The 12025-nt window shown below is 57.9% G+C and carries 9 protein-coding genes and 1 pseudogene; 5 read left to right on the top strand and 5 right to left on the bottom strand.

All coding sequences use genetic code 11. From position 1 onward, the window contains the following. Together ABF757_RS11795 and ABF757_RS11790 are read right to left on the bottom strand one after the other, a co-directional pair. Positions 1-1570 (bottom strand): HAD-IC family P-type ATPase (locus ABF757_RS11795; RefSeq protein ID WP_415482520.1); only part of this gene is annotated, 1570 nt, incomplete at its 3' end. Between the two features lie 362 nt (positions 1571-1932). Beyond that, on the bottom strand, positions 1933-3534 hold the full coding sequence (locus ABF757_RS11790) for a gamma-glutamyltransferase family protein (protein WP_415482519.1): 1602 nt from the start codon (positions 3532-3534) through the stop codon (positions 1933-1935). A gap of 294 nt (positions 3535-3828) precedes the next feature. On the opposite strand from ABF757_RS11790, the gene ABF757_RS11785 reads away from it, so the two are divergent. From ABF757_RS11785 to hpxZ, 4 genes are all read left to right on the top strand, one after another. After that, positions 3829-5301, top strand: coding sequence for an aldehyde dehydrogenase family protein (locus tag ABF757_RS11785; RefSeq protein ID WP_415482517.1), 1473 nt, complete (start codon positions 3829-3831; stop codon positions 5299-5301). A gap of 72 nt (positions 5302-5373) precedes the next feature. Beyond that, the gene (locus ABF757_RS11780; protein ID WP_415482516.1) at positions 5374-6774 is read left to right on the top strand and encodes a purine-cytosine permease family protein; all 1401 of its coding nucleotides are present in this window, start codon (positions 5374-5376) and stop codon (positions 6772-6774) included. A 106-nt stretch (positions 6775-6880) separates the two neighbouring features. Continuing rightward, positions 6881-8482, top strand: a complete 1602-nt coding sequence (locus ABF757_RS11775; protein WP_415482515.1) for a GMC family oxidoreductase — start codon at positions 6881-6883, stop codon at positions 8480-8482. A 35-nt stretch (positions 8483-8517) separates the two neighbouring features. Further along, complete coding sequence (hpxZ, locus tag ABF757_RS11770; protein ID WP_415482514.1) at positions 8518-8913, top strand: oxalurate catabolism protein HpxZ; 396 nt, start codon at positions 8518-8520, stop codon at positions 8911-8913. 51 nt (positions 8914-8964) lie between these two features. Here the strand turns inward: hpxZ and ABF757_RS11765 are convergent, their stop codons facing one another. Next, on the bottom strand, positions 8965-9789 hold the full coding sequence (locus ABF757_RS11765) for an alpha/beta hydrolase (RefSeq protein WP_415482513.1): 825 nt from the start codon (positions 9787-9789) through the stop codon (positions 8965-8967). Between the two features lie 16 nt (positions 9790-9805). Beyond that, the gene (locus ABF757_RS11760; RefSeq protein WP_415482512.1) at positions 9806-11068 is read right to left on the bottom strand and encodes an amidohydrolase/deacetylase family metallohydrolase; all 1263 of its coding nucleotides are present in this window, start codon (positions 11066-11068) and stop codon (positions 9806-9808) included. A gap of 141 nt (positions 11069-11209) precedes the next feature. On the opposite strand from ABF757_RS11760, the gene ABF757_RS11755 reads away from it, so the two are divergent. Further along, positions 11210-11719 (top strand): MarR family winged helix-turn-helix transcriptional regulator, encoded by a 510-nt coding sequence (locus ABF757_RS11755; protein ID WP_025860459.1) that lies wholly within the window; start codon positions 11210-11212, stop codon positions 11717-11719. Between the two features lie 16 nt (positions 11720-11735). Here the strand turns inward: ABF757_RS11755 and ABF757_RS11750 are convergent. Continuing rightward, positions 11736-12025: pseudogene (locus ABF757_RS11750) on the bottom strand (AtzE family amidohydrolase); the annotation flags it as partial.

Here is a 12025-nt window from a genome sequence, read left to right as displayed (position 1 = left end):
TGACCGACAGTCCCAGTTTGGTGGCTTCAGCAATGGTCTGCTTGGCGTCCGGGCGGGGTGGGTCTAGCAGGGCCAGCAGGCCCAGTAATGTCCATGTCTTGCCGCTATCGACTGACTTGGCGACAGCAAGGGCACGGGTGCCATGGCTGGCCAGTTCATCCACCTTGCCAAAAAATGCAGTGGCTTCGTCGGTATGCTGGGGGCCAGAGGCATTTTCCCCCATGTCGCAGAGTGCCGCAATAACCTGCGGAGCGCCCTTGGCAAAGCGCAGTTCCTGCCCGTTGGCAGCTTGCACAATACCAACGGTTTTTTTGTTCACAGGGTCAAAGGGCACAAAGTCAAGCGGCTTGTAGCTGTCCAGCACCGTGGTGTTTGGCAGGGCTTTGAGCACGGCAACATCAATGGCATCCGTGCTTTGCTTCTGGGTTGCCAGAGCTGCGCCTGTTACCAGATCATCTGCCGTGGTGGTGCCAAAGGGAATGGGAGCCTGAAGGGTTAGCTTGTTCTGGGTGAGCGTGCCTGTTTTGTCGGAGCACAGGATATCGACCCCCGCCAGTTCCTCAATGGCAGACAGGCGCGAGACAATGGCTTTCTGGCGTGATAGCGCCAAAGCCCCCAGCGCCATGGTGACGGACATGACAGCAGGCATGGCAACCGGGACAGAGGCCACCAGCAGAACAAGCACGAACTGGGCAATGGCTCCGGCCTCGCTCCAATGCCAGCCAGCGCCGGACGCCAGATCACGCCAGAGCTGCGCGCCAATCAGCACCACGGCCAGGGCAGCTGCAAGAATGATCAGGAAGTCACCAATACGCAGTACGGCCTGCTCGGCATGGGACTTGCTGCCAGCAGAGGCAACCAGCTTGGCTGTACGACCGAAGAAAGTATTGTTGCCCGTAGCGACAACAAGCCCGGTCATGGAGCCTTGGCGTGCGATGGAGCCAGAGTAGGCACCATCCCCAATACGTTTGGAAACAGGCAGGGATTCTCCTGTCAAAGCAGCCTGATCCACCGAAAGATATTTGCCGGAAACCAGCAGCAGGTCCGCAGGAATAATCTCCCCTGCTGCAACGGTGACGACATCGCCCGCAACAAGGGTTGCGGCATCCACCGGCACCCAGTGGCCATCGCGGCAGGCAGAGGCTTTGAGGGCCAGCCCTTTCTTCAGCGCTGCCAAAGCGTTGGCGGCCTTGTTGTCTTGCCAGAAGCCTACGGCTGCATTGTAGAGCAACAGACCTGAAATAACGATAAAGTCTGGCCAGTCCTGCCGCAGGAAGGAAATGAGCGCAGCCAGTTCAATCATCCAAGGGATTGGCCCCCAGAAATATCCCAGCAGTTTTTTCCACCGGCTTTCTTCATGGGCCTGGATGGCATTGGGGCCGTTGTGCGCAAGGCGGGCTTTGGCGTCGGCTGAGGTCAGCCCTGTGGGGGAGCTTTTCAGATCAGCGAATTTTTTTTCTATCGCGGCACTGTCTAGCGTTGTGGACGTCGCTTTTGCTGGTGCGGTGTTGGCATCGGGGGGCGAAGTAGCGGCAGAAACCGCCGGTGCGGCAGGGGAAGCTAGCATCATGCACTCCGTTCTGGGCACGAAAAACCGAAATTCGTGCTAAAAATGGCTATCGCGTTCATGAGTTTTAAATAAATTGAAAGTATTTATTAAGAAATTGAACGCGTCTTCAGCATGACAAGAGATGGAAGTGCTGGAAGTTCCCTGAATATTTAATGTGTATAAGGCTGTGACTGTTAACCCACACATAACCAGAGGATTTTTCGAGCCCTCCAAGTTATTTTTCCGATACAACACGATTGATCTGCCGCTGCATGCGCCGGGCCTATGGTCAGGCCGTCTCATGGTGTTGCATGAGAGTAGCCCCCTGCGCGGCAGAGATGTTTGTTTTTGCGCGCAGGATGCCTTCGGGCGGTAAGGCCGCGTTAGAACGCGGCCACAACACCATCACTTCTGGGGTCGGCAGCACCTTCGAGCATGCCGTCTGGGTGGTGCACGAGCGCGCCAGCATGGCCCATGAGGTCTGAAAAGGCCTCTACTTCAACAACTATATGCCCGGCGGCATTGAGGTCATGCCGGATGGTGGCATCAAGGTTGTTCTCCACTTTCAGGGCCGTGTTATCGTCGCCCCATGTGCGGCCCAGCAGCCAGCGGGGGGCTGAAACCGCCTGCTGTAGCGGCGTATCGTAGAGTGCATAGCGGGTGAACAGGGCCGCCTGTGTCTGGGGCTGGCCTTCTCCTCCCATGGTGCCGTAGGCCATGACGCGGCCATCGGCAAAGCGGGCGATGGCCGGGTTGAGGGTATGGAAAGGCTTTTTGCCCGGAGCCAGCGTGTTCCAGCCATCGGGGTCACCTTCGGGGGCAAGCTGGAAGGAGGCGCCCCGGTTTTGCCAGAACAGACCCGCGTCAGGCAGGAAAACCCCTGAGCCGAATTCAAAATACAGGCTCTGGATCATGCTCACGACCACGCCCGAGGAATCGACCGCTCCCATCCATGTCGTATCGCCAGCCTGTGCCGGGTGGGGCCATGGCATGGCCCGGTGGCTGTCAATGCCAGCGGCCAGTGCGCGCAGGCGGTTTTCATCATCAAGGAAAGCCTGACAGTCCTCGCTCATGCTGTCGGGATCCTGCACATGCTGGTTACGAAACAGGAATGCACGTTTTGTGGCTTCCACCAGGCCATGCACATAACCAAAGCTTTCAGCCTGCGGCCTGTCGAGCAGGCTAAACAGTTTGAGAATGGCCAGTGACGCAACGCCCTGTGTGGGCGGTGGTGCGTTGTAAACCCGCACGCCGGGCAGGTCCGTGTGCAAGGGCTGGGTTACCCGTACGGCGTGGCTGGCGAAATCTGCATGATCAAGCGGGCTGCCCGCTTCTGCCAGACCTGTGGCCAGCATTTTTGCCAGAGGGCCTTCGTAAAAGCTGTCGAGCCCGTTACGCGCAAGGGATTCCAGAGTGCGGGCAAGGGCCGGATTGCGCCGGATATGCCCGGTTTGTGGGGCCTGTGGCACATCATAAGCCGTGCGGAATTGCGGGTTGGCCAGCAGGTCGGGCATTTTTTCGCGCAGTAGCAGCGCTTCGCTCTGGCTCATGGGGTAGCCCTGTGCTGCATGGAAAATCGCGTCTTCAAACAGCGTTTCCAGCGGCAGGCAGGGGGCGAGCTTTGCACTCTGTCTCCGGGCTTCCTGCCAGCCTGAAACCGTGCCCGCCATGGTGTTGGCGGCAAGCCCGCCGCGCCATGGCACGCTGTCATGGCCTGCGGTGCGGTAGAGTGCCTGATTAACGTTTTGTCCCGCCCGGCCAGAAGCATCGATAACGGTGGTTGTGCCGTCCGGGTAGGCTATCAGCCAGAATGCATCTCCCCCCAGGCCGGTCATGTGCGGATAGACAACGGAAAGGGTGGCGGCCGTTGCGATGACGGCTTCCAGAGCCGTGCCGCCCTTGCGCAGAACGTCCAGCCCGCTCTGGCTGGCCAGATGATGCGGCGATGTAACCATGCCTCTGGTTGATCGTGGAGTATGAAGCATTTTTTGTCCCGCTTTATTGTTTGGTGGTTATGTTCTTGGCGGACGGCCAGCTTATCCGCTTCTGGCCCGGTATGCCTAATGGGGGTGCTGGCCTGCTCTGTGTGGAGGGATATTTTATCAGCATACTGATTAGTATTGCGCGCCCCTGCGCTTTGTGCAATCGTTCCGTTATCGGAATATGAAAAGCGCGACCTCTCCTGTGGACTGCGGGCTGCCGCAAGGAGCGGGCTTGGGTGCGTGGGCGTAAACAGGCCCGAAAGCTCAGGCGTGCGGCGTAATACGAACGGTGAAACGATGCTGAAACCTCTTTGTGAACAAAACGGTATTCCGGTTTACGGGCTGTATGTGAATGGCCAGTGGGTGGCGTCCGCGCAGGAGGTTCTGGCCCCTGATCACAGCCCGGCCGATAATGCCCTGATTGCGTATGTGCATCAGGCTTCCGCAACCGAAATTGAGGCCGCCCTGCACAGCGCCCAGTGTGCAGCCAAGGATTGGGCCAATACGCTGGTCGCAACTAAGGAAGCACTGTTTTTCCGCCTGCGTGAGGTCATCCTGGCGCGGCGCACGGAAATCCAGCAGCTCCTGATTCGCGAATCTGGGTCGGCTTTTAAAAAAGCCCTGTGGGAAATCGACTATGTGATCGATCTCATTCAGACCATGGTGGGAGAAATCCGCCGGATCTCGGGTGAGACCATGCCGACGACGATCGATGGTCGGGTTTCCATGTCGTTCCGTCAGCCTTTGGGTGTGGTGCTGGGTATCTGCCCGTTCAACTCGCCCTTTCTGCTGACCATGAAAAAGGTCGTGCCTGCTGTTGCGGCAGGCAATGCCATTATTATCAAACCATCGGAAGAAACACCGCTTTCCGGGCTGCTGATTGCCGATTTGTTTGAAGAGGCGGGGCTGCCGCCGGGTGTGCTGAATGTCATTAACGCGGCGGTGTCGGATGTTTCACCAGCACTGACCGAAGACCCGCGCATAAAAGCCATTACCTTTACAGGTTCGACCCGCACGGGGCGTCTGCTGGCTGAAGGGGCCGCCCGTGGGCTCAAGCGTATCACGCTGGAAATGGGCGGTAAGGGGCCGCTGGTTGTCCTGCGCGATGCCGACCTTGACGCCGCAGTGCGGGCCGCCACTTTCGGAGCGTTTTTGCATCAGGGGCAGGTGTGCATGGCCGGGTCGCGCGTGATTGTGGATTCTGCCTTGCATGATGAATTCTGCACGCGTTTTGTCGAGCGCGCGAAGCAGGTTCGCGTAGGGCCGCCCGATCAGGAAGATACGGTCGTGGGGCCGCTCATCCGGCTTTCGCAATGCGCGTTCATTGCCGGACAGATTGAGGATGCCGTGTCCAAAGGCGCGGTTGTGCGCTGTGGCGGCACGCATGACGGGCCGTATTTTGCCCCGACAGTTCTGAGTGGTATCACGCCCGCTATGCGGATTTACCATGAGGAATCCTTCGGGCCGGTCGTGTCTGTGTTGCGTGCGCAGGACACGCAGGATGCTTTGCGGCTTGCCAATGATACGGCTTATGGCCTGTCTGCCGCCGTCATGACTGAAAACCTGCGGGATGCCTGGTATTTTGCACAAAATATCGAGGCGGGCATGGTGCATGTTAATGATTCTACCATTTCCGACGAGCCGCATGTGCCGTTCGGCGGTGTCAAGAACAGTGGGTTCGGCCGGGAAGGCGGACGCTACTCCATTGAGGAAATGACGGAACTTAAATGGATGACCTTTCAGACAGGGAAAGCCTCTTTCCCCTTCTGAGTGTTTTCGTGGTTTTGCTGTGCCGGGCCTGACCGGTGTTTGCCTGCTTCCTGTCTTTTTGGAGATAATGACATGTCCGAAAGTGTTCTGGATCCGCAGGGCGGAAAAAACAGTTCATTTCATATCGAAAGTGAAACAATATTTCCTATTCCGGAAAATGTCCGGCGTGGTAATGCGCGTTCCCTCGCCACGGTCTGGCTGGGTGCAAACCAGACCGTCCTGACTTTCATGACCGGGATGATCTATACTCAGCTTTGCAATCTTTCCATTGGCTGGGCCATTCTGGCCATTGTGTTGGGCAACGTGCTGGGGGGCGTCTTTATGGCGCTGCATGCCGCGCAGGGGCCGCATCTGGGTATTCCGCAGATGCAGCAGACCCGTGGCCAGTTTGGGGTTTATGGCTCGCTGCTGGTTATCCTGATCGTTATTTTTATGTATATTGGCTTTGCCTCGACGCTTTTTGCCATCGGACGTGATCAGTCGGGCACGTTCTTTGGCCCGCTTTCCAGTCATCCGGCCATTTATGCCTCGGCTTTCATGGTATGGGTGCTCTGCACGGTTGGGCATGCCCTGCTTGAACGCTTTATTGCCGCGTTCTCCTATATCGCGGGGATTGTGTTTGTAGTTATGGGGGCGGTTTACCTCTTCAGCCCCTTTGGCGCGCTGAAGCTGCCTTTTTTCGCAACGCCCAGTGTGCATGATTTTCTCATGGCCATTTCGGTTGGCGTGCTGTGGCAGGTTGCCTATGCGCCTTATGTGTCTGATTATTCCCGCTATCTGCCGGTTCACACAGGGGAAAAGGAAGCGTTTTACGGATGCCTTTCCGGCAGCACCATTGGTGCGGCTCTGCCCATGATTGTAGGCGCTTACGTGGCGGGAACGGTATCGGGCGATAATTACTATGAATCGCTCCGGCAGGTTTCGGGTATCCTGCCTGCTGTTATCTATATCGTGTTTTTTGCCTCGACGATTGTTTGCGCATCGATGCAGATTTATTGCGCAACATTGTCCAGCCTGACATTGCTCCATACATTCGTACCATCATGGAAGCCGTCCAAAAAGGCGCGGACCGTTGTTGCGGCGGTTCTGGTCTGTGCATCGGCACTGCTGACCATGAGCCTGAGCGGTGATGCCCTTGATAACATCAGTAATTTTCTACTTCTGCTTCTGGCGGTTCTGTCGCCATGGACTGCCATCAATCTGGTGGATTACTACCTGATCGAGCACGGGCGTTACGATATTCCTTCGCTCTATCGTAACGATGGCGGGGTGTATGGTCTTGTCAACGGACTGGCCGTAAGCTGCTACGTAATCGGTATTCTCGTGCAGGTGCCGTTCCTGTCCAACAGCCTGTATACGGGTGTGATTGCAAACCAGCTTGGTGGTATCGATATTTCCTGGATTTTGGGGATAGTGGTGCCGGGCGTCCTTTACTGGGTTCTGGCCAGCCGGAAAAAGCAGAAAGCCCTTTAAGCAGGAGCCTGAGACAGAGCGCCTGTTCTGGTCTTGATCTTCTATAAATCCGGCGGTGTGTCTTGTGTGGGATGCACCGCCACAACCCAGCATGAAAGCAAAAGTAATGCCGGATACGGAAACAGATATCGTTATTGTCGGCGCGGGGGCTTCCGGCTGTGTCGTGGCGGGGTACCTGGCCGAACATACGGATGCCCGTATCATGCTGCTGGAAGCCGGAGGGGCCGATAAGGACCCGTTGATAAAAATACCCGCAGGCTATGCCAAGCTTCTCGAGCATGACCGGCATTTATGGAAATATGATACCGTGCCCCAGTACGGCACGCCCCGGCCTTATCGGTCTGGCAAGGTCATGGGGGGAGGCTCGTCTGTCAATGCGTTGTGCTATGTGCGTGGGCAGAAGCGCGATTATGATGAGTGGAACGAAGCGGTAGAAGGTGCGGAAGACTGGTCCTACGAGGAAATGCTGAAGCATTTCGTGGCGCAGGAATGCAGCGATACCTTCCATAACGCCTATCATGGTGCCAGCGGCGATATGAAAATAGAGCTGACACGCCACATCAATCCGCTCAACCAGCTCTGCGTCAAGGCGTTTCAGGAATACGGACTGCCCTATAACGTGGATTACAACGGGGAGAGCCAGATAGGCGTCTCACCCGTGCAGACCAATATCCACAACGGGCGGCGGTGCAACGCTGTCGATGCCTATCTGCGCCGGCACCTGAAATCAGGGCGGGTCAAGGCTGTTACAGGTGTTACCGTTACGCGTGTGCTGATCCGCGAGGGAGAGGCCTATGGTGTGGAATATCTTGCCAGTGGGCGTACGCACAGGGTGCTGGCGCGGCAGGTTGTCCTGTCGGCTGGGGCCGTGCAATCCCCCAAAATTCTGATGCATTCCGGGGTGGGGCCGCAGGCGGAACTGAGTAAATTCGGTATTCCGGTCAAGGTTGATGCTCCGGAGGTGGGTGAAAACCTGCAGGATCATCCGATCTGTTGCGTGCGGACTTATGTGCGGGACAAGCTGGGGTATCAGGATATCTGTAGCGGACTGGGTGCGGCCAAGGCCGGGCTGCGGTATCTGCTGACGCGCGATGGGCCTATAGCGGGGAACGGGATCGAGACCGTATCGCACTGGAACCCGCAGGATTTCACAGCGGACCCGACCGTGCAGTGCTACCATGTGCCGGTTATTTCCGAGGATGGCCTGATCCCTACCGGAAAGCGGCCGGGTGTTACGCTGGAGGTGGTGCTGTTGCGGCCTCGCAGTCGTGGCTGGGTCAGACTGGCGGATGCAAACCCTGATTCCATGCCGCTGATCAACCCCAATTTCATGGAGGATGAGCAGGACCTGAGCGATGCCGTGGAGGCTATTCGTGCGGCGCGTTCGGTCATGGCGCAGGACTCGCTGGCTCAGGTAACGGAGGAAGAACTAGCCCCCGGTGCTGCGGTGCAGAGCGATGAGGAAATCGCCCAGTGGATACGCAAGGTGGTCAATACCATGTGGCACCCTGTGGGCACCTGCCGCATGGGGAGTGATGACAGGGCAGTGGTGGATGCGCGCCTGCGCGTTAAAGGTGTTGAAAACCTGCGGGTGATTGATGCGTCCATCATGCCCAATATTGTCAGTGCCAACACCAATGCGCCGTGTCAGGCGCTGGCGCGCAAGGGAGCGGTCATGCTGGCCGAAGACTATGCCCGCCAGCACTGATGCCGCAGGCACGACAGACAGGCGGATTGCGACCAATGCGCCTGAATGACCCGGATATTGTGGCGCAGGTCACCCGATGTGCTGATGCCTATGAGGAGGCTCTGGCCCGTAACGACCTGCCCGCCCTTGACGCTCTGTTCTGGAATGGGCCGGAGGTGGTGCGCTACGGTGTGGGCGAAAACCTCTATGGCGCGCAGGCTATTGCGGCATTCCGCCGTGCCAGACCCGGAGGCTCTCCCCCGCGCGACGTGCTGCGGCGGCATATTGTCTGCGTGGATGAGACAATGGCTGTTGTCAGTCTGGAGTTCCGCCGCCTTGGTGGCACGGCCATCGGGCGGCAGATGCAGACATGGGTCAGGGGGGAGGCAGGGTGGCGTATTCTGGCTGCCCATGTATCCATTATGGCGGACAGGCCAGAAACCGCACCCTGATTATAAACGTATAAAAACCCTTTTTATACAAATGGGTTTTTTATTGGCGCGCTAGGTTGTTTCCACCAGCCAGCGTGTCAGTAATCCGTCTGGCGCGCGCAGCATGTCAAGGATACGGAAATGATCCATCTGCGGCACAGGCATGAGCGTTGTCGGGCATTGGTGGCGGTTTCTCAGGCCATGGAGTGCCGCGGCATCCCGCCCGAATACCGGTAGTTCCTGCGTGCCAAAAGCAAGGCAAAGCGGTTTGGGGCATGGGGGTAAGTGTAGCGGAGAAAATTCTTCGATTTCCTGCGCACTCAGGTTCAGTGCCGCGTTTAGGTAGGTCTCACGCAGGGGAGCGAGATCATGAACACCTGACAGGCACAGCCCTGATGTAATGAGAGAATGCCCCAGCAGTAGCGTGGCCAGTGTCCCCCCGGCCGACCAGCCGGACAGCACATAAGGCCCGCTTATCCCATGGGAATCACCCTGTTCGGCCAGCCAGTCCAGTGCCTGTTCAAGCTCGTGGACAATGCGCGTCAGGCTGGCGGCGGGGGCTAAGGTGTGGGCAGGCATGGCCACAGACCAGCCATGGGCAATGAGCCCTTCAGCCACGCAGGCGAAGTCTTCAGGCTGGTTCCACTGCCAGTACCCACCATGAATGAAAATCAGACAGGGGGCATTGGCTCGGTGCGAGGGATACAATGTCCAGCGGTTGGCGGGCTCTGGCCCCCATTGCACATCATGCCACCCGCTTTGTGGATGCGCGCGAAAATGCGCTGAATCCGCACGCAACTGGGCCATCCACTCCCGGCTGCCCGGCACGGCGGCAACATTGTCATAGGCGGCGTCACGGGCGGCCTGTTCGGCAGAGCTGTCGCCGGTATGGGGCATGGGGCTGGCTCCGTTTTTACTGAACAGGCACGACGGGCGGGTTAAGGGGGCTGTCCGTCTCAAAAATCCTGCCCGCGCGCAGGGTAAAGGCGGGGGTAACCATGGTGTCGGTTACGACCCGAACGCCACTGTTATCCGCCATTTCAAAGCGCCCGCTTTCAAGGTTAAGCACGCTGATATCCGCCTCACGCCCCACCTGAAGCGAGCCGAGTGTGTCGGACATGCCAATCATTTTTGCCGGGTTGGCGGTTACGGTCGCCACAACCTCTTCCAGCGGCATGCCTAGATAGAGCAACTTGGACATGGCGTTGGTCAGGCTGAATGGCGCGCGCCCGGCAAACGGGTTGGCCTGACGGTCTTCACTGTCGGTAATATCGGGCACGTTAACATTATAGCCGTGCATGTCGGCCCCCAGCGTGTAGGGGCGAATACCCGCGCGCATGACCTGTTCAGCCATCTCGAACGAAAAATGCGAGCCATGGCCGACATCAACCGTAACGCCACGCTCGAGTGCAGCCCAGACAACAGGATGAACCTCGCCTGTTTCCATGGAAATGAAACCGCCCGGATGGCGCGTGAAGGGATGTGCCAGAACATCACCTTCTTCCAGTAGGGGGACAAGTTCGCGTACGACATCATCCGCATTGATATCGGGCGTATCCTCCCGTGTTGGCCAGAGCTGGCCCAGATGGACATAAAGCGGAATACCGGCCTGCCGGGCGATTTCCTTGCCAATCTTGACCACCTCAAGCCCCCAGCGTGAAATGCCGCCGATTTCCGCATGGCCCTTGATGCCCCGCACGATATCGGCGTTATCGCGGGCAACCCGCACGCTGTGTTCGACATTCGTCTGACCGGGGCCATAGAGTTCGGGGTAGAGATGGCCTTCAAGCCCACCCACCAGATAGGCGGACAGGAAGCACAGCACGCGCGTATCGGCTGGTTCGGCCACAAAATGGCGGAAACCGCCCAGTGTCATGCAGCTTGGGCCACCCTGATCGATAATGGTGGTAACCCCCGAACGCACGCCAACAAGGTCCGGGTTGAGGCCAAACCGGCCTGTAACATGCTGGTAGATATGCCCGTGGGTATCGATCAGCCCCGGTGCTACAAGGCGGCCTGTTACGTCAATTTCTCTGGATGCCGTAATGTCTAGCCCGAGCCGGGGCGCCATGTGCGAGATCCGCCCGTTGGTGATGGCGATATCCAGCACTTCATTTCGTTTTGTAAGCGGATCAATTACCGTGCCGGAGCGCAGGATCAGGTCAACAGGCATCATCAGACATCCTTTGTAAGATTATTGATCAGTATACTGACGTATTGACGGGGCAGGCAAGCGTAAATACCCGGCAGGGGCGGAAAAAACCGATAAACCTATGCAATGTTTGGCAGGGCAGGCGAAATCTGTTAGCTTCTCGACATGAAAAATCAGTCGTCCCCCGATATTATCGCTGAGGCCTCAGAGCCTGATCAGGCCTGGACACAGGCGATTCTGGAACGGCCCGGTTTTCTTATCCGTCGGCTGCATCAGATCCATGTCTCGCTTTTCATGGAAGAATGTAGCGGTTTTGACATAACGCCTGTCCAGTACAGTATTATGAGCATGGTCAGCCTGTATCCGGGCAAGGATCAGCATGAGCTGGGTCAGGCTATCGGTGTTGACCGGGCTACTTTAGCCAATGTGGTAGCCCGGCTTGAAAAACGCGATGTGTTGCGGCGTGAAAACGCGCAGCATGACAGGCGTGTGAAGCAGGTTTTTCTAACGCAGGCAGGGCAGGATATTCTCGATCAGATGAGCGAGCCCGCCCGCCGTGCCCATGCCCGTACAATTGAAGCCCTGCCCGTAAAAGGCCGCGCACAGTTTATGTCCGCCATGAAAACCCTGACCGAAGCGGGAAATATTCATAGCCGGGCTCCTGTAAAATCCTGACTCTGTCAGGATTTTTTTATGGCCATTGCGCGGCTGGCCTGCCCAGAAGGCCAGCTTTTTCCAGCATGATCCCCAGTGAAAGCAGGCGTTCTTCCTGACCGGGCGCTGCGATAAGCTGAATGCCAAGCGGCATGTCGGGTGCTGTTGCATCATGCTCCGTGCGAAGCGGTGGGAGCGGAGCGCTGAGCACGGGCACACCGGCAAGGCTGATGGGCTGGGTAAACAGGCCCAGATTGGCGCGCGCGGGCACGGGCCTGCCATCCAGTGTTAGGATCGGATTGGCCTGAAGCGGGGCGGGGCCGGGGG

This window comes from Acetobacter papayae (assembly GCF_047721125.1).
GTDB classification, from domain to species: Bacteria; Pseudomonadota; Alphaproteobacteria; order Acetobacterales; family Acetobacteraceae; genus Acetobacter; species Acetobacter papayae.
The sequence above is the reverse complement of the archived record's forward strand: the minus strand, read 5'-3'. Positions and strand labels throughout refer to the sequence as shown.

Excerpts from the sequence above, each read along its gene's own strand:
- ABF757_RS11790 (WP_415482519.1), bottom strand. The coding sequence starts at position 3,534 with ATGCTTCATACTCCACGATCAACCAGAGGCATGGTTACATCGCCGCAT.
- ABF757_RS11785 (WP_415482517.1), top strand. The coding sequence starts at position 3,829 with ATGCTGAAACCTCTTTGTGAACAAAACGGTATTCCGGTTTACGGGCTG.
- ABF757_RS11780 (WP_415482516.1), top strand. The coding sequence starts at position 5,374 with ATGTCCGAAAGTGTTCTGGATCCGCAGGGCGGAAAAAACAGTTCATTT.
- ABF757_RS11775 (WP_415482515.1), top strand. The coding sequence starts at position 6,881 with ATGCCGGATACGGAAACAGATATCGTTATTGTCGGCGCGGGGGCTTCC.
- hpxZ (WP_415482514.1), top strand. The coding sequence starts at position 8,518 with ATGCGCCTGAATGACCCGGATATTGTGGCGCAGGTCACCCGATGTGCT.
- ABF757_RS11765 (WP_415482513.1), bottom strand. The coding sequence starts at position 9,789 with ATGCCCCATACCGGCGACAGCTCTGCCGAACAGGCCGCCCGTGACGCC.
- ABF757_RS11760 (WP_415482512.1), bottom strand. The coding sequence starts at position 11,068 with ATGATGCCTGTTGACCTGATCCTGCGCTCCGGCACGGTAATTGATCCG.
- ABF757_RS11755 (WP_025860459.1), top strand. The coding sequence starts at position 11,210 with ATGAAAAATCAGTCGTCCCCCGATATTATCGCTGAGGCCTCAGAGCCT.